Origin of the sequence: Paenibacillus sp. FSL R7-0297 (assembly GCF_038009025.1) — a bacterium.
Taxonomy (GTDB): domain Bacteria; phylum Bacillota; class Bacilli; order Paenibacillales; family Paenibacillaceae; genus Paenibacillus_AQ.
The window spans coordinates 3,107,413-3,131,894 of record NZ_JBBPAQ010000001.1 but is presented as its reverse complement, the minus strand read 5'-3'; the positions used below and the strand labels follow the sequence as shown (position 1 = coordinate 3,131,894).

Annotated in this window: 27 protein-coding genes and 2 tRNA genes; 10 read left to right on the top strand and 19 right to left on the bottom strand. The window is 41.6% G+C overall.

Annotation, left to right across the window (positions count from 1 at the left end):
* The first annotated feature begins 316 nt into the window (after window positions 1-316).
* Entirely contained in the window at window positions 317-1,354 is a 1,038-nt protein-coding gene (locus MKZ24_RS13710; RefSeq protein WP_340783767.1) for a LacI family DNA-binding transcriptional regulator, read from the top strand.
* Window positions 1,355-1,816: 462 nt separating this feature from the next.
* Here MKZ24_RS13710 and MKZ24_RS13705 read toward each other — a convergent pair whose 3' ends face one another.
* The 11 genes from MKZ24_RS13705 to MKZ24_RS13655 all read right to left on the bottom strand — a co-directional run bounded on the left by MKZ24_RS13705 (window position 1,817) and on the right by MKZ24_RS13655 (window position 15,020).
* A complete protein-coding gene (locus MKZ24_RS13705; RefSeq protein WP_042238448.1) occupies window positions 1,817-2,710 on the bottom strand; it encodes a hypothetical protein in 894 nt (297 codons plus the stop codon).
* 4 nt (window positions 2,711-2,714) lie between these two features.
* Window positions 2,715-5,927 carry a reverse transcriptase domain-containing protein gene (locus MKZ24_RS13700; RefSeq protein WP_197072971.1) on the bottom strand — a complete coding sequence of 1,071 codons (3,213 nt, stop codon included), beginning with the start codon at window positions 5,925-5,927 and terminating at the stop codon, window positions 2,715-2,717.
* Between the two features lie 1,423 nt (window positions 5,928-7,350).
* Window positions 7,351-7,424, bottom strand: a tRNA-Lys gene (locus MKZ24_RS13695).
* A 157-nt stretch (window positions 7,425-7,581) separates the two neighbouring features.
* Window positions 7,582-8,379 (bottom strand): DUF4145 domain-containing protein, encoded by a 798-nt coding sequence (locus MKZ24_RS13690; RefSeq protein WP_042238449.1) that lies wholly within the window; start codon window positions 8,377-8,379, stop codon window positions 7,582-7,584.
* 409 nt (window positions 8,380-8,788) lie between these two features.
* A complete protein-coding gene (locus MKZ24_RS13685) occupies window positions 8,789-10,540 on the bottom strand; it encodes a GTPase (RefSeq protein ID WP_042238450.1) in 1,752 nt (583 codons plus the stop codon).
* A gap of 477 nt (window positions 10,541-11,017) precedes the next feature.
* Window positions 11,018-11,128, bottom strand: coding sequence for a hypothetical protein (locus tag MKZ24_RS13680; RefSeq protein WP_339843021.1), 111 nt, complete (start codon window positions 11,126-11,128; stop codon window positions 11,018-11,020).
* A 148-nt stretch (window positions 11,129-11,276) separates the two neighbouring features.
* Window positions 11,277-12,659 carry a type I restriction endonuclease subunit R, EcoR124 family gene (locus tag MKZ24_RS13675; RefSeq protein ID WP_231637704.1) on the bottom strand — a complete coding sequence of 461 codons (1,383 nt, stop codon included), beginning with the start codon at window positions 12,657-12,659 and terminating at the stop codon, window positions 11,277-11,279.
* Window positions 12,631-13,455, bottom strand: a complete 825-nt coding sequence (locus tag MKZ24_RS13670; RefSeq protein WP_231637917.1) for a DEAD/DEAH box helicase family protein — start codon at window positions 13,453-13,455, stop codon at window positions 12,631-12,633. The genes MKZ24_RS13675 and MKZ24_RS13670 overlap by 29 nt, the downstream gene beginning before the upstream one ends.
* A 108-nt stretch (window positions 13,456-13,563) precedes the next feature.
* Window positions 13,564-13,649 (bottom strand) — tRNA-Leu (locus MKZ24_RS13665).
* A gap of 149 nt (window positions 13,650-13,798) precedes the next feature.
* The gene (locus MKZ24_RS13660) at window positions 13,799-14,257 is read right to left on the bottom strand and encodes a WGxxGxxG family protein (RefSeq protein WP_340783759.1); all 459 of its coding nucleotides are present in this window, start codon (window positions 14,255-14,257) and stop codon (window positions 13,799-13,801) included.
* Window positions 14,258-14,333: 76 nt separating this feature from the next.
* Window positions 14,334-15,020 carry a M15 family metallopeptidase gene (locus MKZ24_RS13655; protein WP_042238451.1) on the bottom strand — a complete coding sequence of 229 codons (687 nt, stop codon included), beginning with the start codon at window positions 15,018-15,020 and terminating at the stop codon, window positions 14,334-14,336.
* A 252-nt stretch (window positions 15,021-15,272) separates the two neighbouring features.
* On the opposite strand from MKZ24_RS13655, the gene MKZ24_RS13650 reads away from it, so the two are divergent.
* Window positions 15,273-15,434, top strand: coding sequence for a hypothetical protein (locus MKZ24_RS13650; RefSeq protein ID WP_197072972.1), 162 nt, complete (start codon window positions 15,273-15,275; stop codon window positions 15,432-15,434).
* 36 nt (window positions 15,435-15,470) lie between these two features.
* On the opposite strand, the gene MKZ24_RS13645 is transcribed toward MKZ24_RS13650, so the two are convergent.
* Entirely contained in the window at window positions 15,471-15,806 is a 336-nt protein-coding gene (locus MKZ24_RS13645; RefSeq protein ID WP_042238452.1) for a YolD-like family protein, read from the bottom strand.
* A gap of 245 nt (window positions 15,807-16,051) precedes the next feature.
* Entirely contained in the window at window positions 16,052-16,672 is a 621-nt protein-coding gene (locus MKZ24_RS13640) for a hypothetical protein (protein WP_042238454.1), read from the bottom strand.
* A gap of 199 nt (window positions 16,673-16,871) precedes the next feature.
* On the opposite strand from MKZ24_RS13640, the gene MKZ24_RS13635 reads away from it, so the two are divergent.
* Window positions 16,872-17,369 carry a zinc ribbon domain-containing protein gene (locus tag MKZ24_RS13635; protein ID WP_042238456.1) on the top strand — a complete coding sequence of 166 codons (498 nt, stop codon included), beginning with the start codon at window positions 16,872-16,874 and terminating at the stop codon, window positions 17,367-17,369.
* A 17-nt stretch (window positions 17,370-17,386) separates the two neighbouring features.
* Here MKZ24_RS13635 and MKZ24_RS13630 read toward each other — a convergent pair whose 3' ends face one another.
* Window positions 17,387-18,874 carry a glycosyl hydrolase gene (locus tag MKZ24_RS13630; RefSeq protein ID WP_340783755.1) on the bottom strand — a complete coding sequence of 496 codons (1,488 nt, stop codon included), beginning with the start codon at window positions 18,872-18,874 and terminating at the stop codon, window positions 17,387-17,389.
* Window positions 18,875-19,059: 185 nt separating this feature from the next.
* On the opposite strand from MKZ24_RS13630, the gene MKZ24_RS13625 reads away from it, so the two are divergent.
* Both MKZ24_RS13625 and MKZ24_RS13620 read left to right on the top strand, forming a co-directional pair.
* On the top strand, window positions 19,060-19,500 hold the full coding sequence (locus MKZ24_RS13625; protein ID WP_340783753.1) for a NucA/NucB deoxyribonuclease domain-containing protein: 441 nt from the start codon (window positions 19,060-19,062) through the stop codon (window positions 19,498-19,500).
* 237 nt (window positions 19,501-19,737) lie between these two features.
* Window positions 19,738-19,875 carry a hypothetical protein gene (locus tag MKZ24_RS13620; protein ID WP_156118708.1) on the top strand — a complete coding sequence of 46 codons (138 nt, stop codon included), beginning with the start codon at window positions 19,738-19,740 and terminating at the stop codon, window positions 19,873-19,875.
* 48 nt (window positions 19,876-19,923) lie between these two features.
* On the opposite strand, the gene MKZ24_RS33100 is transcribed toward MKZ24_RS13620, so the two are convergent.
* Window positions 19,924-20,079 carry a hypothetical protein gene (locus MKZ24_RS33100; protein WP_155991357.1) on the bottom strand — a complete coding sequence of 52 codons (156 nt, stop codon included), beginning with the start codon at window positions 20,077-20,079 and terminating at the stop codon, window positions 19,924-19,926.
* Between the two features lie 169 nt (window positions 20,080-20,248).
* On the opposite strand from MKZ24_RS33100, the gene MKZ24_RS13615 reads away from it, so the two are divergent.
* From MKZ24_RS13615 to MKZ24_RS13605, 3 genes are all read left to right on the top strand, one after another.
* Window positions 20,249-20,425, top strand: coding sequence for a YjfB family protein (locus MKZ24_RS13615; protein WP_076243860.1), 177 nt, complete (start codon window positions 20,249-20,251; stop codon window positions 20,423-20,425).
* A 143-nt stretch (window positions 20,426-20,568) separates the two neighbouring features.
* Window positions 20,569-21,111 (top strand): ImmA/IrrE family metallo-endopeptidase, encoded by a 543-nt coding sequence (locus tag MKZ24_RS13610; protein ID WP_340783748.1) that lies wholly within the window; start codon window positions 20,569-20,571, stop codon window positions 21,109-21,111.
* An 87-nt stretch (window positions 21,112-21,198) separates the two neighbouring features.
* Complete coding sequence (locus MKZ24_RS13605) at window positions 21,199-21,363, top strand: hypothetical protein (protein ID WP_156123296.1); 165 nt, start codon at window positions 21,199-21,201, stop codon at window positions 21,361-21,363.
* A gap of 496 nt (window positions 21,364-21,859) precedes the next feature.
* Here MKZ24_RS13605 and MKZ24_RS13600 read toward each other — a convergent pair whose 3' ends face one another.
* Window positions 21,860-22,057 (bottom strand): hypothetical protein, encoded by a 198-nt coding sequence (locus MKZ24_RS13600; RefSeq protein ID WP_042238463.1) that lies wholly within the window; start codon window positions 22,055-22,057, stop codon window positions 21,860-21,862.
* 215 nt (window positions 22,058-22,272) lie between these two features.
* On the opposite strand from MKZ24_RS13600, the gene MKZ24_RS13595 reads away from it, so the two are divergent.
* Entirely contained in the window at window positions 22,273-22,932 is a 660-nt protein-coding gene (locus tag MKZ24_RS13595; RefSeq protein WP_197072973.1) for a WD40/YVTN/BNR-like repeat-containing protein, read from the top strand.
* 11 nt (window positions 22,933-22,943) lie between these two features.
* On the opposite strand, the gene MKZ24_RS13590 is transcribed toward MKZ24_RS13595, so the two are convergent.
* Window positions 22,944-23,213: a hypothetical protein gene (locus MKZ24_RS13590; protein ID WP_042238465.1), complete on the bottom strand. Its 270-nt coding sequence runs from the start codon at window positions 23,211-23,213 to the stop codon at window positions 22,944-22,946.
* A 50-nt stretch (window positions 23,214-23,263) separates the two neighbouring features.
* Here MKZ24_RS13590 and MKZ24_RS13585 point away from each other — a divergent pair, with 50 nt between their 5' ends.
* On the top strand, window positions 23,264-23,527 hold the full coding sequence (locus tag MKZ24_RS13585; RefSeq protein ID WP_231637706.1) for a hypothetical protein: 264 nt from the start codon (window positions 23,264-23,266) through the stop codon (window positions 23,525-23,527).
* 311 nt (window positions 23,528-23,838) lie between these two features.
* Here the strand turns inward: MKZ24_RS13585 and MKZ24_RS13580 are convergent, their stop codons facing one another.
* Window positions 23,839-23,967 (bottom strand): hypothetical protein, encoded by a 129-nt coding sequence (locus MKZ24_RS13580; RefSeq protein WP_269322073.1) that lies wholly within the window; start codon window positions 23,965-23,967, stop codon window positions 23,839-23,841.
* A 56-nt stretch (window positions 23,968-24,023) separates the two neighbouring features.
* Window positions 24,024-24,275: an undecaprenyl-diphosphate phosphatase gene (locus MKZ24_RS13575; RefSeq protein ID WP_269322074.1), complete on the bottom strand. Its 252-nt coding sequence runs from the start codon at window positions 24,273-24,275 to the stop codon at window positions 24,024-24,026.
* Between the last annotated feature and the right edge of the window lie 207 nt (window positions 24,276-24,482).

Sequence of the window (24,482 nt, the reverse complement as noted above, 5' to 3'; positions counted from 1 at the left end):
TATGACTATAAAAGTAAACATATGAACACAACAAAAACACCATTTCATTTTAATAACGTAAAATTCATTGGTTTTTCTACTTAAACCAACAAGATAGTAGTTTTTTATTATGAAAAAGCCATGACGTGATAAATGCACACCGCCCATTTTTATTGTGCATTTGTTTACTTTTGAACAAAATGCAAACCTTATTAATCTCTCTTTTTACTTTTTATCTAATTGTTCATTTGTAACAATTAAGTTGACAATTACATTATTTTATACTACGATTATTTTGGTTGAGAACGCATTACTTCTGCTAAAGGAGCCATTATCTTTGAACAAAGAAAAAGTAACCATTCAAGATATAGCCGATTCGCTTGGACTTTCTAGGAATACTGTATCCAAAGCATTAAATAATAATCCCTCTATACCGGATGAGACACGCAGCAAAGTGGTTAGGAAAGCTATCGATATGAATTACAAGCAGTTCGCCTTGTTTGAACAAGAAGGCACTCCTGCCAAAAAAACCGGTAATATCGCCCTGCTTACTGCAAATATGCCGAACAATTCACATTTTGGCACATCACTGCTAAGCGGCCTCGAACAAAAAATCAGCTCCGAAGGCTTCAATTTGTCGATACATATCGTTCGAGAGAATGAACTCGATTCGTCGGCTCTTCCTGTGAATTTCGACAAAAGTAAAGTAGATGGCATTGTCTGTATCGAATTGTTCGACAAGAGCTACTCGGAGTTTATTACGTCATTCGGGATCCCGACCTTATTCATTGACGCTTCAGCAGAACTGACATTTTCTGAGATGAAGGCAGATCTACTGCTGATGGAGAACATTCACAGTACTTTCAGTCTAACGAAGAAGCTCATTGATGAAGGAATTACGGAGATCGGGTTTATCGGCGATTCCCGCCATTGCATGAGCTTCAACGAGCGTTGGGATGGGTTCACCAAAGCCATGTATGCCGCTCGGATTGATCTTGATGAATCCTTCTGCATTCTCGAAGACGACCGGCATATCGATGACTATAAGTGGCTTAAGCAGCGACTAGCAAGCATGACTAATCTTCCACCCGCGTTCGTATGCGCCAATGACTACATCGCTATTAATGTCATTCGTATCTTAAAGGACCTAAATATTCAAATTCCTGGTGAGGTTAGGGTCTGCGGATTCGATAATTCTCCAGAGTCGCGAATCGTGGAACCCCACTTGACCACCGTTCATATCCACCGATCCGAAATGGGCTTTCTTGCGGCCGAGATGCTTCTTTCCAAAATCGAAAATCCCGGCAGACCTCCACTGGTTACGCATGTTAAGACGATGCCGGTTTTCCGTCAATCGACGGGTCATGAGGAGTAGACAGTAGAAGAATGCCGTGGACTACGCGTTGGCAGAAGAGGAGTATTAAACGTGTCGGGACATATTCTTTCTAATTCCGGCGATTTGTAAAACAAACAAGGGTTCCAGCTCTAATGAGCTGAAACCCTTGTTGTTGTAGTGCCGAGGACGGGGGTCGAACCCGTACGGTACTCACGTACCGCAGGATTTTAAGTCCTGAAACAGGCTTTTTAACCATTTCTTAAAACCATAGAACTCTCGAATAAAAATCCTTTATCCATGCGGGTTAAAGGCACTTTTTTGTGTTCCTCATCTTCTAAGTCCAAGATATGTCGGACAGATTTATGTTAGCAAAAATGTTAGCAATATGAAGGGTAGAAACTTTGTATTTCTGCCCTTTATATGACAATTGACATCATCGCTGCCAGCGATGCGCTCTGGCGTGGTGGTCAGGGGCACTGCCCGAAAAATCTTAAATAGAGACTATTTAGAAGCCAACCTTCCAAAATCAGGAGGTCTATGAAAATACTTATTATCTCCTTGTTTAGTAACACCAGTTTCTTGAACCTTTTCAACTTCACTCAGAGGCAAATGTACAGATACTGCAGCCTGAATGTGATTGCCGTTTATTTGAAACACCTGCCGTTTATTGCGATCTCGCAGCGGAGTGAAAGCCACAGATCCACCATAATATCCTGTATTACAAATTACTACATTACATAACAACATTCGTTGCATAGTATCAGCTATCGATATAAACCCTGCAACGTCTGTATTATATGTTAATACGAAAAGTGTTTGAATCTGACTTTGTAAAATAGCTTGAACTGGGAGATTAAGAAAGTCAAAACATATGAGCACTGCAAAATTCCCTAATTTACTACTATTGAACTGATATATTCGATTACCGTTGATAAATTCAAAACCATGTCCCGATAGAAGATTTTTTTCGTCTGGAGCAGGATGTAATTTGGGAATAGTAATTACGGTCGCATTCCCATTTTTAATTTTTCTTTTTTGGTAGAGATTATCAGGTATAACAACAAAAGCCTCATTGTGCAAGCGGATTTTCCCTGTTGGAGATGGATAAGGCTCTGCTCTATATTCTAATCCGCCCATAATAATACTACCATATCGTACGGCCCTTTCTTTAATATGGCTAAATAAGAACCTACGGGGAAGAAAGAGTTCAGGTAGCATCACAAAATGAGCGCCGTCCTGTTCTGATACTTTTAGTATAGAATCAAGTGAGTCCAACTGTAAATGTGGTTCTGAAAATTTGAATCCATCATTATGATCAAGATAATAAAGTATATGGTGTTCGTGTATGGACTGTCCAATAGTGACAATTATCTCTTTTAATAATTCATTCTCCATCAACTTACTCCCTTGTCAACTTATCAATATCAATGAAGCGAATTTCACGTAATCCTGTATCACCAATAAAAAATCTATTTTCTAAAATAGAAAGATGTATTTTTAAACGCGTAAGATAGTCTGAAAATTTTTCTATTGGCTCTTTTTCAAGGGGGAGTAAAGGGAGTTCTTCTCCGAGTTCCAAAAAAGTGTTTTTATAAAATGACTTCTGATAGTTCAAAGACCCTGCGATTATTTCAGCCAGTTCGGTAGAAGGGAATTCCGCTTGAGCAATAATATCTGAAATTCTTTTCCACCCCTTCAGTTGGCTTATACCAGCAGACCAGGACTTGAAGTGTCTGTTTGATATAAGTCTCAGTAATAACATAGAAAAAGAATAGCAAAGTAAATACTCGTCATTCTTTGCAAAAGATACTTCTGTGTATGCCCATGCACTTAAGTAATACTCTGAAAAAATCACGAAATCTTCAGAAAATTTAAATTTACATAAATTTTTATCTGCTCTCCAATTTTTCCAGTCATTTATATTAAATGCAATACGGTTTAAACTCACTTTAGAAATCAGAGGATTCTGAATATTAAAGATAGACACCAGCAACTCATTCTGTTCACTGTTACGTTCTTCTAATTCAATAGATAACACTCCACCAATAGAGATTAACAAAGAGGTGATTTCTCCTTCGGTTAGTGGTAACAACACTGGAGGTATATCTTTTACTTCTAACCATTGCGGGAGAATATTAATGATTTCCAACCAATCCTGAAGCGGGATATCCTCCACATCTAGGTCCACTGCAGATGAAGGAATATCATCATGAGTTTCTCTATCTAATGAAAAAGCCTTTTTTATTTTGTTAATATTTTCAATACGTGAATTTAAGTATTTTCTAACACGATGTTCTGTTGATACTTTTCCCAAGGCACTTGATAAACGATTGGCTGTTAAGACATCCGATTGACTGGCTAATAAAGTGATTGCTTGATTAAGTATTTCCATAACTCCGTTATAAATAGGTATAACGTCAATTGAACTCTCTTTTAGTAGATGATTATCCTGATAGAAAGTGTATAAGTATTGTTCAGCCATTTCAATTAATTTGTGATAACCGTAAGTTGTAATTTTCCCTTCACGTCCACCAGCAATTTCAATCCAGACACGTCCATGCCTTTTTTGTTTCCAATCCCAAGCCTGAGTATTAGTCGAGTCCAGCCTCTCCCAGACCCATCCGATCCAGCTTTCTTCGTCTAGATACTCTCCCACTCTTATTCCTCTTGGACGATTACGTCTCCATATCTCACTCATAGTGGCAATTAACACAGCATCCTTACCATGTCCGGCTTTTTTATTCATAATTCTAAACAGACTATGGGCACGTCTAACACTTTTCATTGAGCTTTTTGTAACCAATTTTAAATCAGTAACTATTTTAGTGTTTGCAAATAGCCAATAGACAGCATATTGTTCGTGCCATGTTGGAATATTTGTTTGATACCATCCTGATACTTGTTCAAATATAATATCTCTCATCCGGTTACGGTTCTCTTCTGAAACATTATTCCAATTTTCAGCAATAGCAAATAAAATTCGTGTGCGGATGTATGCACCATAAAAACCTGGCTGAGTTATATCATTAGTTTTTTTTGCTGATTTGAACATTTCAATAATTAGCGCCTCAGTAGTTTTGACAAAGGGTATCTCCATCAAATGAAGTACATAACAATTGAGTAATGATATTTTGTACGGAAACTTCATGAAAGATCTTCTTAAGGTTTGCGTTACATTTTCATTAGCGTCCAACTCTCGGTATTGTGTATCTTTTGCCACTTTTCGAATTTTCCAAGCTGCAAACGATGACTTTGTATCACCCCTAATTTCCGCATCAGCAAACTCAGTGTTAACTAAGTCCATTAGCTCAGACAAATATCCTTCAAGTTCTTCTCCTCTCATAGCTCTAACTTGTTGGTCACCTAATTGCGATAGCTTGTCAATCAATGCTGTAGAACTCGGCAAGGTATCAAAACGGCCCACTCTAGGACAATAAATCTCATCCTGAAAAATGCTATTTATCAGTTCATTGGCTTGCTTATTGGATATACCTTCTACACTTTCTTTTATTCTTTTTATTAGATCGCCCTTCAACCTTGGTTTTGTTTTGTCTTCAGAAATTTTTAAGTCGATAGGTTGAATTAGCTCTTGAATTTTGTCTATAACTTCACGAATAACTGTTTCATCAGAAGATATAATCATGATATCGTCAGTATAACGAGTTAAATAAGTAACATGACCTTTTTCAGTCTGTTCATTCATAAACTCTTCCATTGGATGATCTAAAATCTCAGTTAATACACAGTTTGCGAGGAATCCAGCGGCGACCAGCCCTGTTGGTAATGTATCACATATAGAATCTTTATTACTCATATCTAACCCTATACCCTTAATCTCATCATCTTCTAGATAAGTAAGATCAGATTGAATATGACAGATTCGCTTCAGAACTTTAAACCAATTTTTCTTTGTATCGAGTGTTATCACGCCATACTTACATAATTCAGTTAATCGAACTTTTAGAACTTTCTCAACTACCCTCATTTTTAAACTAGGATAAAACTTTGTAATATCAGCTTGTCCATAATATGCAATCGGAAAGACATCAAGCACATGTTTAAAATAGTCTTCTTGCTTTTTCCGTTGTAAACGAAGACTTCTTTGGAAACTCTCATATAAATCATTATGCGTGTAATTAATCATAAGTCTTTGAAAGGTGTTGGAACCATTGTCAACAAGAGGATAATATTTCCGTCGCAACCGATTATTACAACTCCAATTAACCATCCATTGCAAATTATTAATATTTGAATTATTCTCATCTGAATTTAATGAATATTCGTTAGTATCAAACCATTCACCTAACGTTAAAACAACCGTGGCCCACGCCACTTGGTCACGAAAAGAAATTTTTGACATAGGGCGCAACTTAAGATCGTCACCCTTAGCTCCCTTAGGAAAACCATAAATAATCGGAGGTGTCATGCTGTAGGAAAAAGAACTAAGTTCATCCTTAATACTTAGAAGATTCATCTCCAACTCAAGCTCAAACTCTTTAATTTCGATTGGATCGTAAAAACCTTGCTGCTTAACAAAACTCTTAGCCTTTTTCCAACCAAAATAATAATAGTGCAGTGGTATTTCATTAGGAGAAAATAATATTTCGCTCAAATTGTGCCTCTCCATTGGTTCATATTTGTGATATTCGCTTCTCCATCTCTTTAACCTATCAACCAACGACAACCCATAAATCAACTTAATATTTAGTCTATCCGCAGCCTCTTTCGCCGCCTTCGTAAAATTACTCGTTGTAACAATCCAAGTATCATAACAACCATGCACCTGCTTACCTGCCTAAAATCTTAGTACAATGTCATTTCCAACATCCTACTTCCAGCGCTTATACTGCACAGCTATTTTATACCCCTATTTACCTTTTCAGGGTTAAATCGACTTCGTGATCGCCGGAACCGCCGACTCGTTGTAAGATATATCCTTGATCTATGTAATATAGCTCCATTAATCACTCGAAATCTCTACCGGTTCTGCATAATAAGTTCTAGCTATTACCACTTACACCATGCTTAATATATATCGAGCCACCGAACCCTAGAGGACTATGTACCTAAAACTTATTGACAATATATTTGATCATTCTTCTATAACTTCTAAAATCATGCATTATCCTCTCTACTATATCATAATAATGGGTATTCTTGGTATGATAAAAAGCCCTCTAGTGATCCTGAGGGCCTATCAATATCTACTTATATTTAGTTAACTACAGATTTTACTACAGATTTTAGTATAAGTTTCTAAGACTAGACTTGATTATCTTTTTGATGAGACAGAGTTTGGACGATGCCGCGGTTTGAGCAGTAGTACGAGGTTGAAAAGTAACATAGAGGATAACTCAAGACGAAGGTGATTTCTGGAAAAGGTTTAGGTTTAATTTCTTTGGGCCGCTACCGATATAACACGCCAGACGTATTTTGCATGAGTTTGTTAATCAACATTTATTGAATATCGTAGGAGGGCAAATCTTAACCAAACATAACAGCTTAGAATATAGCAAAATATACAGTGGATAAAGCATACAGTAAATCAGGTGAATTAACTGTATACTCACTGTTGATGATGAGTCAGATAAGTTTGGAACGGACCCTATGCAACTATTTGCTCAATTCCACCCCGATTATACCTGGTGAAGAACCAATAAGAGCTCTACAGTCCGCATGCATTGCTAAATGAGCCAAATACCTAAAATAAGCGCTGTACCTGTACAGTCCGTAGTGTTCATATTGAGCAAGTCAGAGCAATACAGGACAATTCAGGAATTTAAATTCCCCACACTCCTAGTGATTAAGCCAAATACACGATACGGATCGGAATTGGGTGCAGAAAAATCTTCAACGCCAGTCTGACAGACTCTGTTCAGCTTCAGTAATGCCTTACAAAATATGTGATTACATTAGCAGCTACGTTAATAATTCAGATAGCCTTTGACTTCTAAGTTTGCTATTTCTCCTACGCTCCGCCCTCTCATTGCAAATTCATAAACAGAAAAAACCCGGCATTTCTGCCGTTTTTTAGGATGACTCTCAGGGGCTCGAACCCTGGACAAATAGATTAAAAGTCTACTGTCCTACCAACTGAGCTAAGAGTCCATAATATGAAATTTGGTGGAGCCTAGGGGGATCGAACCCCTGACCTCAGCGATGCGCTCTCCCACGGATGGTCATTTACACACCCATAAAGCATATGGCTATGCTCTTAGAACAAGAAAGACTATAGTATGAAAACAAGCCATACCTTTTAGCAACACTTACTTATAGTTGTACCCTGAAACTAATACACAAAATAAATTAGTGAACTCTGGATATTTAGTGAAGTACTCATCTTTAATCAGTATGTTAAATATTCTTGCTGCGTCATCAACATTTCCTGAAATGTCAAGTATATGTAAATTTTTCTGTAAATTCTCTAATTTCCACACAAAATCTTCATAACAAGCCTCATCTATTTTGTCCTTTACAGACTCTAGGAAATTCATGCTTTTTTGAAAGTCTCCGCTTTTTAAATAGGCCATAGACAATTTATCAATAATCCATACATTGCTCCTATCTTGCTTCCAAATCTTTTCAAGAATGTAGACACGTTTTATTGGAGGTAGTGAACTGAGTATTGTAAGTACTGGGCCTTCAGTACCTATTCTATGTTTCTTAAAATAGACGACAAGCAAATCTTCAAATATGGTTACCGCATGACGAACGGCGTTACTAATTTCATTAGGAGTAATTCTTTTAGCAGTATAATGAGCGCCTTTGTTTCCAATATTTTTAATTTTAAAATACTTATTAGCTAGATCTTTATCAATATGTTCCTTAACCAAAACAATTTTGTCATCAAGGTCACTCTTTCTCCATTCGCTCTCTGAGATGTCAGCCAAACTTAAAAGTCTATCTTTCAGAAGTAAATCAATAGCGCCCTCTAAATATCGACGCAAACAAGTAGCTTGAACTACTTCTCTTAATGCAGGATTAATAAAATCCCTATATTCCTCCATTAGTTCAGATGGAATCAAAGGTGGAATAGTAACAGATAAAATATTTTCTTGACTCATATTACACCAACCTTTTCTATTAAATGTGAGGTAGCTTCGATTTAATAGTAAATAAGCTGAACACATTATGTCTCTCGGTGTGATACATACGAGCTGCAAAGTACTGGTTAGGCTTAAGCAAAAAAAAGATGCTTCCAGAATTAATTTCATATTACCATAAAACAAATTTCAGCAAACAACCATGTAAAAATAGGGCTCAACCTAATATTCATTATTTGACAGAAAACAGAGCTTAGTGGAGGGGCAGAGAGATTCTGAAGAAACTTCAGTGTTTGCTTTAAAGACCGATTCCAACCATAGACCCCATAAAATAGAAGGAATCGGACTTTAACGGCGGTCAGAAGAACTCTTTGTCCCGCCGCGTCTCACCTTGGTTGAAGTCAATTACTGATTTCTGGTTAGAACCTTATTATTTAATTATAAATTCATCAATTTCTTGAGGCATCGTACTAAGCAGACCATTAACTGCATTTGACACTGTTCGATTTATAACGCCGTAATATATGGATGCAGCATGTTGAGCCTTACCTAAATCTACACCGAAAATGGCGTTATTATTTATTTCATTTCTAACATTTTCATAAGAATACTCCCATGCGTAAAAATTACCTTTCCAAGGGCCAGCTTTATCTGATTCTTTATCATAGGCCAAACACAGTTTATCATAGTCAATATACGCTGTATAACCTTCTTGATATCCTGCTAATTTACCATACCTACAAATATCTCTACGAACTTTCCTTATAATAAGCTCAATTTGAGCGAAGTCCAAATTGGGAATTCCATCACGCTGTAGTTCTTCAAAACATTTTTCGAGACACACATAGCTGGAAATTGCTAATCTATCATAGTTGTATGCATAGTGCCCCGTTGTACCACCTTGTGGACCATGTATATATCGATGAACAGTCTCAATGAACTTTGAAACACTTTGAACAGTCTTGTCGAAATATACTCTTTGCAAGTCCTTATCATTAACTACTGGTGAAATACTTGCTTGCATAATATACTTATTACATTTTGACAATATATAATTTCTAATTTCCGTACTTGTCTTTTCATTAGTCATTTTCTCGATTAAACCTTGAACGGACTCATCCTCTTTAATTTTTGCATAAACAGCCCGTTGTAATATATCTTCAACGATTTTGCAATAAATATCTTTGGAATTATTGCACATATGTTCAGTAACAATGGTTTTACCTGTTTTTTCGTTTTTGCCCAAAATATGAGGTAATGTCCTGAAAATGTCGTCATCTAAAAGGTATAGTTCCATCATAGACTTATCTGAATTTGTTTTAGTTTGAATAATTCCTGTTTCTTTTAAATATTTTTTGAGTTTTGCCGCTGGAGTTGTTTCCTCTGAAAAAGCATCAGCATAATTTTCATTAAAGAAACTAACTACATTATTGCTTTCATTTATTTCATTTATTTCATTTTCTCTTAATTTTTGTCCTCTTGCACATAATATAGTTGGTATTTTCTTTACTTGATCAGTAATTGTAGATTCCATATCTTTATAATCAGAATCAATGTACTTGTCTGATATCATAAATATAGTCGCATCTGCTTTTGGGACTTCATAATGAATTAATGAGGTTGCATCACCAAATCCTTTAGTATCAATAATAGAAAAATAGTCCAGCTTATTTTTATCAATGATTCGCTTTGCAATATCAGATGCTTGTGTATGTACAACAATTAGTTCTATTAAGTCTCGCAAATGAGGAGATTGTTCAGATAAGGCTAAAACCTCTACTAGTTTTCGTTGACTCAGTTCATCTATATATTTTTTTACAATTTCATTAAAATTATTTGGCAAATCAATTAGACTACTTTCATGTAAGTTTTTCACTTCTGGTATTATATCAGCAAAATTTTTTTCGATTTTTTTTAAAGCTACTCCCATTTCTTCAACTTCATCAACATTTAACTCGGATTTCAAATAATAGTCTAACAACTTTTCATTTTTTTTAATTTCAAATGTGGTATTATCACATTCTTTATATAAACAATATTTAGCGTTTAATTTAGTTTTTCCTTTATCATTATTTTGATGTAAACTATTTCCTAAGTCTATATCAGCTAATAGAACTGATATGAGTGTTGATTTACCAGCATTCGATCTTCCCAAAACAGCTAATTCGATGGCTTTACCCATATTATCTCCTCCATTTTTAATACGAACCTAACTTAGGATATATAAATGTGAATAAATGAACATCCTATAAGTCAGTGTTAATCATATCCTATCTTCCATCAAAATTCCAGAAAATATTCCCAAAATCGACAAACAAAAAGACCCCTGCAAGCCGCCAGGAGCCTCATCTCAATCTAGTTTTATATACCCTATTCTAGCACTTTATCCGAATCCACTAGACCGCCAGCCTCGACACCCATCGTACCAATAAACTGACTGATTCGCAGTTTGAAGTGTACCTTGATTCCATCTCTACGGATCTCGAACCGCCAATGATCGTCCGAAGCATCCATATCAAGATGATCAGAGGTTCAAAATACTCGCCTTCAGTGTTCCAAGAAATGTAACCATTCACTAAGTCAGCTTCAAACTCGTAACTCGATCCAAAGTATCCGCCTATATAAGCTTCATTTTTTTTGATATTGTTATATTCCTGATTCAATAGCTACAATCCCAAACCATTAACAAAACCCGCTGCGTAACAATCTCTTCCTTAGTCCACGAGATACCCTTGCCCATTTTCTCATGATCTGGCGACAATTCACGGATATCATACTTAGCTTCTTTATCATTCCAGCTTATCCTTCTTAGTTCCTTTGTCCAACCCTTGAAGATTCCGACAATCTGCCGTCTATTTGAGTTGCTTTATATTTGAATTCTGCCATTTCTCCACATTGTACTTTCTATTTTAGATCTATTAAATCTTTCCACCTACTCCCTTAAACTTATCTACAAAGGCAGAGATTTTCTGAAAAACGCTCTGCTTTTTTGTTAAGTACAGAGGATTAAGAGGACTCATTTTAGGAAGAATTTCATTAAGCTCCGTTCCATTTTCACTGGCATATTCTCTTTTTAATGAAGTTAAAATATATCTTTTTGCAGCCTCTTCATTAAGTTTTTCAGTATTAATCAATTCTTCTGCTTCAGGCCTTTGCTCAGTTTGAGCAAATGAGAAGAAGGCATCAATAATACTCGCTTTATCTTGAATATTGTCTAAATCCGTTTGATTGATAAAATCGACTACTAAACTTTCTTTCGCACGGTTCCCCACACTAGAACGAATTAAACGACGTACCTCTTCAACCAATAAAACCTTATCTTTTACTTTTTTGTTATTTTCAAAAATAAGTTCAAGAATGTAATCTAAATTGATCTCTTGGGATTTTAAAAGATCTACTTCAAAGACAACATCATCCCCATCGATAGAGGAATTATCTTTTTCCTTTCCATTTTTTTCACGACGAAGCCAATCACGAATATCATTATATGATGAACGATAATCCTGTATTTCTAGTACTTTAATCTCTTTCATTGCAACTATATCCTCATCACTTACATAGTGATTAGATTTAAAATCCCCCAAAGCCTCAGGGTCATTAATATCTACTGTTTGTAAAGCTTTTAGACCTGAAAATTCATCATAATTCCGCAAAATATTGTCAATACGTAAATATTCACCAAAGAGTTTCGCAAACTCTTTTTTATCCTTTTCAGTAGCAATATCTTCAACATTAGGAAACCGCTCTTGTAGCTCTTTTACAACGTCTACATAACCACGACGAGCTTCACCCGTTGCCACATCAGTGAATCCTTCCATATACTCTCTATAACTTTTTTCCAGCACCACATTTTTAGTGTTGTCATCCCCAAAACATTTAATCGCATCAATAGTGGCTTGTTCTAAATCCCGGAAAGTAACAATATTTCCAAAGGTTTTAGTCGAATCATAGATACGATTTGTTCTCGAAAAAGCTTGCATTAAACCATTATACCTAAGATTTTTATCAACAAATAAAGTATTTAGTGTAGGTGCATCAAAACCAGTTAAAAACATTCCTACAACAATCAATAAATCAATCTCTTTGTTTTTTACTCGTTTAGCAAGGTCACAATAATAATTTTGAAATTCCTTACTTTCTACGCCATATTTGGTTTTAAACATGGCATTATAGTCTTTAATGGCTAAACTTAAAAACTCTTTTGCGCTACTATCCATTGCTGAAGGTTCAAAAGTTTCATCAAGAATTTCACCTATAGCATTTTGCTCTTCCTTAGCAGTAAAGGGAGAAGATTGTCGCAATCTTAAGGGGTTTACTGCTTCCCTTTTGTAAGTTATTTAATGATTCATAGTAAAGTTTGGCTGCGTCAACATGGCTCACAGCAAACATAGCATTAAATCCTTTTCCATTCGCATTTAAACGATGGGTTTTTATTTTAAAATTATTAAGAATATATTGAGATATTTCTTTAATCCGTTCAGGATGTAGTAATGCTTCTTTATTTTCTGCTGCCGATAGCTTTTTCTCATCCTGTTCTTTTTCAATCGTTTTAAACTTGGGACGTACATCGATATAATCTACTTTGAACTTTAAAACTTTTTCATCTCTAATGGCATCCGTAATTACATAAGTGTGTAACTCTCGACCAAAGACAGAAGCAGTCGTTTCAGAACCTAATGCATTTTCTAGGAAGATAGGCGTACCTGTAAATCCAAATTGATAGAACTTCTTAAACTTTTTATTAATATTTTTTTGAGCTTCACCAAATTGTGAACGGTGGGCTTCATCAAATATAAATACCACTTGCTTATTATATATAGGTAACTCTGTTTCGCTTTTAATTAGGTTATTCAGTTTTTGAATCGTCGTCACAATAATTTTATTATCATCTTTTTCAATGTTACGCTTTAATCCTGCGGTACTTTCTGAACCATTAACACTATCAGGAGAAAAACGCTGATACTCTTTCATCGTCTGAAAATCCAGGTCTTTCCTATCTACAACAAAAAATACTTTATCTATAAAATCAAGTTCAGTAGCCGAACGAGCTGCTTTAAAACTCGTAAGCGTTTTTCCCGAGCCTGTTGTATGCCAAATATATCCGCCACTTTCAAAAATGAGACGCCGTTAGCAAAATGTTAGCAAACCTGCTTAAAAAGAAACAAGGGTTCCAGCTCTAATGAGCTGAAACCCTTGTTGTTGTAGTGCCGAGGACGGGGGTCGAACCCGTACGGTACTCACGTACCGCAGGATTTTAAGTCCTGTGCGTCTGCCTGTTCCGCCACCCCGGCATGGTATGTGCGTGGTTAACGCGACAAGAAATATAATATCACGTATTATGGGGATACGCAACAAATAATTGCCATTAATTATTCCTGCATATAGACAAACAGCCCGATCAGCCGAAACTGATACGGGCCCTTTGCAGTCATTAACCCGCTTAGTGGCGTTCGCGCTCGCCGCTTCTGCTCCGCATACCGACCAGCCCCAGAAGTCCGAGCAGGCCGAGCCAGCCCCAGTTAGAGCCGTTATCGTTATCGTCTGTGGTGCTCTGTGCCCGGTAGATGCCGGTTGGTGTAGTATTGTTCAGAGGGGAGACGGAGCTGTTGTCTCCGGTACGGATTTTATCCCTCATGATCGTCTCGTTCCTGTGCATGGTGCCTGTGGTCTGGTTCATCATGGTATTGCCCCGGCCGTTCATCATTGGTGTGCTCCGGCCATCCATGTTGCCCATGTTGTTGCCCATAGTGCCCATTCGGGTATCCGATGTTGTGCTGTTGGTAACGGGTGCTGTTCCGCCCATTCCTGTCGTGCCAGCCGCAGCAGATGTGTAACCGGCCCCGAGCAGACTCATGGATAATACTGTGCCGCATGCAAGGCTTGTAATCAGCTTGTTCAAGATGGTATGCCTCCTCTGTAGTTGTGGTTTATCGCTGATAATTTCCCCACACGGCACATCATCTATGCAACGCAGATTATTTCTTTATGATGTTCACGGTCTTGCTGAGCGCATCATAGGTCACTTTGGCTCCAAGCGCTTCGGCAATGGCGCGTACCGGAGCATACGTGGTGACGCTATCCAACACGCCGGTCGTGAGCTTCTGTCCGTTCAATGTGATATTTACTTTAACCTCGGTATTCACCTCTGGGTCACCTCCGTTCATCCGGCTTAATGCGTCCTTCACCTGCTGATCGGTGGGGTGCTTACCGGCCCGAAGCTCAGCTGTGGTTAGTCCGAAGGTCATCTGCAGATGAGAGTAATCCTTGAAGGAACTCCAGTCCCCGCCCCACTCGAAACCAAGCTTCTTCGCCTCCTGTGCAACCTCCAGCCAGTCCGCTACCTTATCCCCGTCTCCGTCACGCTTCATATCCCAGGATACGCTTTTGCCATCCGGCAGCAGCAGTGCGAAGTCAATCGCCAGTCCGTAATTATGATAGCTGCTGCCGCCCCTGGCATTGGTGACAATAGCGCCTTTCTTGGTTCTCCCTTGTGCGTATAGTGCATTCTGTTCGGCAATGGTACGCATTCCCTGGGTAATAAGGATCGGAATCCCTCTGGCATAACTCCGCCGGATGAGTTCAGTAGCACCCGCCAGCAGTACCGGATGCAGATTGCCAAGCTCCCCTGCCGATTTACTCTTTACTTGATCCAAAGTCAGCATATACTCACCCCCTGGTATAGTAAATGCCCCCTTGTACTATGTTGCCTGTACACTTCCCCCCTGCATCCGCCCAAGTTCGCCGTTTCCCTGAAGCATACGAAATAAGCCCCCAGGGAGTCCTGAGGGCCTGAATAAGGCATGATCTTGCTTAGCGTAAACAAGAGAGCCAGCAAGCATGAATTGCTGCACAACAGGCCAGAATAACATTGAGTACCGTTTAATCCTTAATCCTGCAAGGAAAGGTGGACAACCATGGATATTCACAGTGACAGCTATAAGGTGGCCGCGCTTAGCGATCAGGAGGCTGTTGTCGAAGTGATCCGCGAGGCCGAGTCGGCCATTGCCCGGATGACCGGGAACCCCGGAGTCACGCTGATTGCTTATGAAAAGACGGAACCCGCCGGGAGAGATTAACCGCTCAGTCCGCTCTAGCCAGCTTCGCCTGCACACTCAGACGATATAGGCGTCTATAATATCATCCACGTTCAGCCACTTCCATTCCTCCGCCCACTGCAGCTTGAATTCGCGCGAGTGGGTGTGAATGGAGGTCACAAATCCGCTAAGCAGCTTGTGCTCAAGAGGGTCAAACAACACTATAGTAACCCGCACATGACTCCGCAGCGACAAAGCCAGCGTATGCTCAATCTCCTCCAGCTTGTGCTCATCCGGAACCGGCCTGACACTCTGCCACGTCTCCCGTTCACCTCTGCTGATTATACGCATCTGCTCCGGCAGTACGGTCCGGTTACTGTCCCACAGGTTATTGCCCTCCAGCTTTTTGCCCATTGCCGCTCCCCCAATCTATGGTCTATATACAATACCGCAATACGTTGTCCGCTCATGTACCGAACGTATGTTTGTATTATATCCGTGATCTTACTTTTTAAGCAAGCAGAAATATATGTAAGCACCAAGACCTGGGAGGAACCATACCAGACTCCGCCCGCACAGCAAAATAACCCCACAGCAGTGGGGCTAGCTTTGAATTCGATCTGATAATTACTTAGGCACTAAACGGGGATGAATACTTTTTAATTGGCCGTGTTTCCTGACGTGCTCTCTGTCGTTGCAGCTCCCGTACCCGTCTTCGCAGCGGTGTCCGCCTCTGACGGGTTGACAATCAGGCCTTCTGTGCTCTCTTCCGGGTCAATCAGTCCTGCGGCCGCTCTGGCTTCATTCAGCTTGGAGATGCCGTACAGCATCGCTACATCCGCCTGCTGGTTCATCTCATTGAATTCCTCGGCAGTTACATCGGGAGAAACCGCGCTTTTGGAGGCCTGCTCTTTAATGGAATACGCACTTTTAAAAGCAATAATAGAATCTCTGAGCAGCGTCTGGATCGTGTCCGGCAGGCTCTTGGAAATCTTCACGTCACTAACCTGGTTGGCAATATCAGAGGCTGTATCCTGGAACTCGTCCACGGCCTTCTGCAGCTCCTTGTCGGTCGCATCTCCGGTTGAATAAGAAGTTAGGGTGGTGTTGAAATTTTCCAGCGAGGATTTACCCATTTCATCGAATTTTGTCATTTCATTGTAAAAGCTCTGAACTGTATCCTGCACTACTTCCTGCGAAGCAGGTTCTGCGCTGTCATTGCTGCAGGCACTTAGCACTACTACGATCATAAGTAATCCTGCAAATAAGAATCGTCTCATATTTTATATCCCTCCACTTAACAGAATAATATCGTTTTTTGTTAAGTGCAAATGAAATTAATGTAAAATGGCCTGGGATGAAACATTTTTCTGCGATAAAGCGTATTCACAGAAAGAAACACAAGAAGAACCCGGTAGTGACCGGGAATTCTTGTTATACTATAATCAAATTATCCGTTATACGAGAGGAAGATATCCTATGCCTTATTGCACAGCCTGTGGTGCGGAATACAAGCAAGGTGCCAAATTCTGCGGAGAATGCGGAGCAGGTACAGAGGACAATAATGCTCCGGCAGCAGCACGCCGTCCGGCGGCAGATCGGGTCTCCGGAACAAGCACAGAAACCGAGCTGTGGCAGGGTAAGCCTGCGGGCATATCCGACCGGCTCAAGGGGCTTATTGGACTCAATAATACCAGATACACTATTACAACCCAGCGGATTATGGTGAAGAGCGGACTGATCGGCAAGGATGTCGAAGAAATCGAGCTGCTGCGGGTCAATGATTTTTCCGTCACGCAGTCGATTCCGGACCGTATTCTAGGCATTGGAACCCTTACGATCCTCTCGGATGACGCCTCGTCACCGCAGCTTCCTTTCCGCAAAATCCGCAAGGTTCAGACCGTAAAAGACGTGCTGCGCCAAGCCGTCCGCAACGAAAAAGTCGCCAACAACATCAGCTACCGCGAACAAATTTGACCTAATACCTTCCCCTGTTAAGGAAGATACAAAGCCCTTGCCGGAATTACGCTTTTGACCTGGCTGGGGCTCTCCCACATCAGCACGGCCCGCGCATCCCCCTGGTTCTCGTAATACTCCACCTTCAGCTCATGCAGCTTACCCGCAATCAGATTCACACTGCCTTGCCGCTCTTGCCCGCTCTGCTTCATCCAGCTGTCAATAATCAGCTTGCCGTCGATCCATACCCGGATGCCATCATCCGAAGAAGTATAAATGCTGTAAGTCTCGCTGTATACCGCACTCAGCCTGCCGCTCCAGCGTACCGAGAACAAATCTGCACGAATACCCGGATCAGGTGCTGCCTGTCTCCAGATGAAGTTGATGCTGGCATCCGTCCGGGTAAGAGCGGGCGTACCGCTAAGCGTAAGGTTATTGTAGTATTGCCCATACAAACCCGGCTTTGGCATGACGCCTGTTGATGGATCTATTGCTGCCGCCTTCGCTGCATATTCATCTCTGGTGAGCACGAAATGATCCTTCATGAAGGCCTTGATCAGCGCATCACTGTTCTTCTCATACAGCAGCTTGCCCCAGGTCATCTGGTAGCTCCATTTGTTCTGGGAACCCGCCAGCAGGGCTGCCGGAGGAAGCTCCCCATTCTCGCCAATAGCGATCAGCTTGCCGCGCCCCAGTTCCCAGAGGCTGTCATGATGGCTCCCCTTGAAATCCGCGTCATAGATATCCAGCGCCAGCACATCCACTCTCCCGCTGCCCGGGTAATATTTCGCAGGTTCATCACACCACTGGTTCTTCGCATTCGGACTCCACACCCACAGCAGATTATGCAGCTTGTGATCCACAGTATACCGCTCGAACATAATCTCCCAGAGGGTGCTGAAGGAAGACTTCTGCCCCCACCAGAACCAGCCGCCGTTCATCTCATGGTAAGGTCTCCAGAGCACAGGTACACCGGCATCCTTCAGTTTTTTGAGATAGACGGCTACTTTGTCCAGCTCTGCAATCATCGCTGTGTATTGGGCCGTTCCCGGAGTAATATAGCTGCTGAAATCTGCTTCGCTGAGACTCATTGAGACATTCGCCCAGACCGGAGCGGTTCCCGGCAGATTGGCATGATAGCTCATCGTTACGATTCCCCCGGCCTGATGCCAGCGGATTGCACTGTCCGTGACGGCCTGCCGCTGGCTGCTGATTTGCTGCTCCGTCTGGTTGCTGATGGCACCCATCTCATAGCCGTGAAGGCCCGCATAGCTCCCGCCGGTATTCTTCAGCTTCACGCTGAATTCATCCGGGCTCTCCAGATAATCATGCTGTCCGCTGATCACGCCTTGCCCCTGCAGCCAGTATAAGGTGTTCAGCAATTTACGCGCCGGCAGGGCCAGCTCCGCATCCGCAGGACTCATCAGCACACTGCGGAAGGCAGCCTGCCATTGTACATCCCCTACCAGCCGTGACGCGGAATCCAGCAGATCTCTGAGTACACGCTGTTCCACTTTTCCCACCATCCTTTTCCACCTGTTTGTACATTTTATGGCGAATTATGTAACATCAGCACGGCGGATAGACAAGAATCCGGTCTGTTCCAATTCCGCAGTCATACGCTATACTATTGTGAGCTAGGCTTCCGAAGCGAGTATTGCCGGAGCTTATCACTTGGAAGCTATGCTAACAAAACTTTTAAGGAGCAGATATGAAAGCCAAAAAATTCATCACCAGTCTCATTATTGTTGTTCTGCTCAGCCTCGCTGCTTATTACTTCGAGGAGAACGGTCAGCTCCCGTCCCAGACACCGTCTTCTGACAATTCGGAGGTTGTCCGGCTGGAATTCCCGTCTGACCGTTATCCGGAGACCGCCAGACATATTCAGGAAGCGATCAGGAACGGCGAGTCCTCCATCTGCACAATTGACCGGAATGAAGCCGAAGAGAACCGTAAGGAATCCCTGAAGGGCGTACCCACCAAAAAAGGTTATGACCGCGACGAATGGCCGATGGCGATGTGTGCAGAAGGCGGAGCCGGCGCAGATATTGAATACATAACCCCCAGCGATAACCGCGGGGCTGGAAGCTGGGTCGGCAATCAGCTGGAGGACTTCGCAGACGGTACCCGCGTAGAGTTCATGTTTAAATAGGCAGAGTGCCTGACTACTCCCGCACTACCGCAAACAATTCCTGAAATTGAAACAGACCTCGAAGCACCCGCTCTCCTCTCTGTCATATAAGGACATTTGGCATGCCTGTTATGCGAACGAAAGTTCTTTATGCAATTTCACCCGGATAAAGCGTAAAATAGTGTGGAATATTATTCCATAGACGGAGAGCCGGGAGTGTTCTATATCTGTTATCGGGGGAAAAGGCTGTACGGCCCTATGTCCGAGGCTGAAGCCTTACAGGAATGGTTTGCACTTGCAGGTACAGTCAAGGAGTTGTATATCATTGAAACGGATGAGCATACAGGCAGAATCAAACGCCAGATCGGTCCGGCGGCACGTAAAAAAAAGAAATAGCCCCATCCGGCCTCAGGCCAGACAGGGCAGCACTTGTTCAATGCGGTTCTAGAACAAACAAGCTTTAGTGATAATAACCAGTAGAATGAACAGAACCAGAATTGCACCAGTCGAAGTCCAAGGGCTTACAACCGGAACAATCGGGGGACCCTGATTAACTCCACCGACGTTATTTCCACAACCGCAACCATACTCTGCTCCCATAATTTAATTCCTCCTCTTGAATATTGAATACAGCACAGAATATGTGGAAATCTAACCCCTGGCATGGGCCAATCGGCAAAGAAATGCCATCCACCTAACGGCCAAGCCCTAACCGGTCGATATAAAAGGTGGATGCGATGCTTCAAAAAATTTTGGAGGAGGAACAAAAATGGATATTGCTGCACTATCGGTAGTCATGAACCAGTCCTCTTTACTGCAGGCTGCGGGATTACAGGTCATGAGTATTGCCAAAGATCAGGCACAGACCGATGCCCAGAATATGGTCCAGATGCTGAGTCAGGGCGCACACCCCACCTTGGGAAAAACACTTGATATTCGCGCCTGATTGCTTTATGCTTACATACATAGGAACACCCGTTCCATATCCATTCAGCTGCTGACTATTGAGTGTGCTGATTGCTTAGCCCTTCAGGGCTTTTCTTTTGACCATCAATACGAACATACGATCTTATATTGAGGTGATTGATTATGCAATCCTATTATCAGATGACTGCCTTGGAGAAATGGACAGAGGATTTATATCAGCGTATCGGTGTCCGCCAGCCGTCAGACATATCTATTGAATACATAGCCGAACGGCTGAATATCTGGATTCATTATCTGGATGTCCGAAGCAAGAGCATTGAGGCCAGCGCCGGAATGTACAGCATGTTCATCGACAACAGGCTCCCTCCCGAACTGCAGCGGCTGGAGTTCCTCCATGAGCTGTGTCATCTGCTCCGCCATGCCGGCAAGCATACTCTTATGCCTGAACAGTTCACACAGTCGCAGGAGGATGAATCAGAGAGGTTTATTCTGTATGCCGCCATGCCCTATTCCATGATCTCTGCACGGACACTGCCTGAATTGCGTGAGGATGCCGTGGCTGAGCTTTCCAGCACCTTTCAGGTACCTGTGGAGCTGGCTTTGCAGCGGATTGACCAGATCCAACGGCGTATTTTCCAGGGGCAATTAATGGCCGTAATGGAAAGAAACGAAGACAGAAAATTAATCCATAGACATATTCGCTAAGCGCTGCGGGGATAATACCGGCATAGACATAAGAACAACAGATGTACCTCTATGCATGGTGACATTTCAACCGTAAAGGGGAGCGACATGGAAGCCATAAAAGTCATTCAATTATTGCTGACCCATCCGGAATACAGCGTAGATGCAGTACATCCCGAAATTCCGGATTTTGTCGGCATCGAGACCATTGAAGTGGACCACGAAACGCAGACCTTCTCCATCTTACTGCAGGAACCCAAGGAGTACGATTAATCCTCTAAGCAGAATAATCAGCATATAGCCAGCACCGCTCAGTCTGTAACCTTTCACCCTATAAAAAGTGACCCCGCCAACGTCCGGCAGGGTCTGAGGTTTCTATCAGGGGTATGTATACAATATACTCACCGTTGCTTAAACCAAACTTAAATTAGGCTGAGCAGGTTCTGATTATGGGCAAAGGGTCAGGGGACTGCAATTTTCAGTTTTCTCTTGTGCTACCATATTGTACAATAATGGGAGTAACTGCAATTTATTATCCCCGCGGACGGAGTGATTCTATCACTATCAGCACAATCAAGAAATGGATCGTAGCCGCTCTAGTCTTTCTAAGCCTATTGCGTATTCTTTACTATTTACTATCCAAGGTCGTATTCGAATACATAACGTTCTCAGATCCCTATAATAATATCTTTCAAATGATCGCAATGGGCATCATGCTTATTGTAGCGCTGGTCTGCACTTCTCTGCTGATTAATGACAAGAATAACGACTAGCCGCTGCTGACAAACTGGATAATCCCGATACCCGCCATTGCCAGGAAGATTCCGAGTATTACCGCAAGCATGATCCAGACTACCTTTTTGGTGGACTGCGGGGGCGGGTTATAGTTCTCCATCACAGCAATCCGTTTCTCCAGCGCAGCAACCCGCTTCTCCAGTTCAGTTTTGTTATCCTCTGCTTCGCTCATTGCCACTCTCTCCTCCTTTCCTTTGGTTATATATTTTTAATTGTTTCATCATGATTCTGTAACTTATATCCAGTTGCCTTCCCTTACTATGGACAAGGGAGGTGTTTGTAGTGGAAATTCTAAGAAGTGTTTGGTTAATGCTGCAACTTGTAGCTGGTCTTTGGGGGGTCACATTTAATTCTATGCCCGCACCAGCCGCTGATACAGGTGCTTCTGTGTCTACAGAGAACATTCAGACTTATCAATATAATTTGGATGAGATGCACGGTTGGAAGGTCACTTCTGCCGGTTCCGGGATGTTCAGAGCTGATAATGCGATCTACCAGACGGCCGATAGCGGCAAGACCTGGGATAAGCTCAGTGATTCGGAGAACGGAACCTTACCGTCCGGACCGGTTGGAGCATTTACATTCAGTAGTGCGGATAACGGCTGGCTAACCATCAACACTCCGCAGCCAGGGACGCAGCGGCTGTACACAACCGGAGATAGCGGAGCGCACTGGACCCAAGAGAAGCTTGAAGTGCCTGATCAGTACGCCTCTTCCATGTTTGATCCTGCACCGCCTGTTTTCTTCAGCTCAACATCCTATGGAATCATGATTCCGGATCACCCGGAGATACAGAATGCACAGGGCGGAAACACTTCGTTTTTCCTTTTTTTCGTAACCCAAGATTACGGGCAGCACTGGAATGCTATAACTGACCCTACCGCGGGTACATGGAACAGTTTGTCCTGGGACGCTGCTGAAATTCAGGATAAGGAGCATTATTCTTGGGAAATCCGTATTGGCCATGCCCTTTGGACTTCACCGGACGGCAAGCAATGGGCTACCTCCACGGAAACAGCACATCAAAGATCTTCGTTCCATAAATGACAACCGAAACTCTATTTTGCTCTTCTGCGCGCTAATAGCCAATCGAACAATAAACCAAACCCTAACCAGAAGAAGAAGTGAATGCCGTATAGTATACACTGGAACAGAAGTTCATTATCCATGTTGTAATGCAGATCTGTCAGCTGAGGATTAAGCCATAACAGCAAAGGACTTGTCAAAAAAAGCAGCAGGTTTTTATCATCTTGTCCTGACAGATTAATCATACTTACCGCTACAGACAGGACCGGCAACCACAAACCCAATCTCTTAATTAATTTCATTTAAGCCCCTCCATTTACTAAATACTACCATATAATGATAGGCGGGGCCCATGACTATAAATCTTAATGCTTTTGACTATAACGCCTCCAAAACCTCCAACCATGCAATGACCGTGGCCATGGCGATTGAATGCAAGGACAGCAATACTCAAGTATTCGCCGTCACACCTGGTTTCACCAAGACGGATTTGAACGGCAATGCCGAAGGCGGCAAATCCAAAGCTGACGGTGCAGCTATTATTGTCGGCTACGCAACGGATGGTAAACGGCATAACGGTGAGTTTCTCGATGTAAATGGTGTTTATGTCTGGTAATGAAAAACGCCCGCCAACGGATTACGGTTGACGGGCCACAATATAATAGACTAGCGTGTCACTTCCATGAAAAACTGCTGTAAATCCAATTCGGATTTTATATTTTCAATCACATTTTTCAAACCAGGAACCCAGAGCAATGTATCTTGCCGAATATAGTTTAAAACTAAGGCGCAACTCCGTTCAAATTTTTCAATATGGGGGCTGTGCTCATTTTTCAAAACTTTTCTGATCTTATCTGCTAATTCTATATAATCAGAGTCAATGTGATCTTGCTTATTTATTTCAGCGGGTTTTAATTTAGACCAGGCTTAAGCTCCTCCAGCCACTACTTCTTCAGATCCCTCCACATATTCCAGAGACGAATCCTCGTTAATGAATTCATTAATCCGCGCCTCTAAACCTTTGAAAGTTTGGACAAAATCAATTACGTCTTCCAAAAAGACACCTCCCAAATAGATAAGAAGATGTGATTTTCCGCTGCTGTAAAATTCCATCAGTTAGCAATCACAATCTTATGTAATTCCAGTGTATCGCATTTTGAAACAAAAATATATTGTGAAAATTTGAACCTTCTCCAGAAACTCACATTAGATGCTAAAACAAACCGATAGAGAGCGAACCATTCCAAGCGAAGACGTTTAATCAGTTTGATAAAATTCACTACTGCAATCATTGCTACTATGAAGGATGCCGCGAAGCCAATTAACATTAGAAGTAAATCGTCAGAACTCAACAAATCAGGCATTGGAACAGTCCGATTCCGAAGGCTTGTTTATAGCTAATCCCATCCATCATAACCGATCACGACAGGAGTAGGGCTGAATAAACGGCTTTTTATCGTGTCCTTGAAGAGGAGATACAGGATTAATGCAGGCAACACGGCTAATATCATATGAATGATGTTTAATTTACCAGTATACGGGGGACATCATTATTTCCAAATCGATTGACC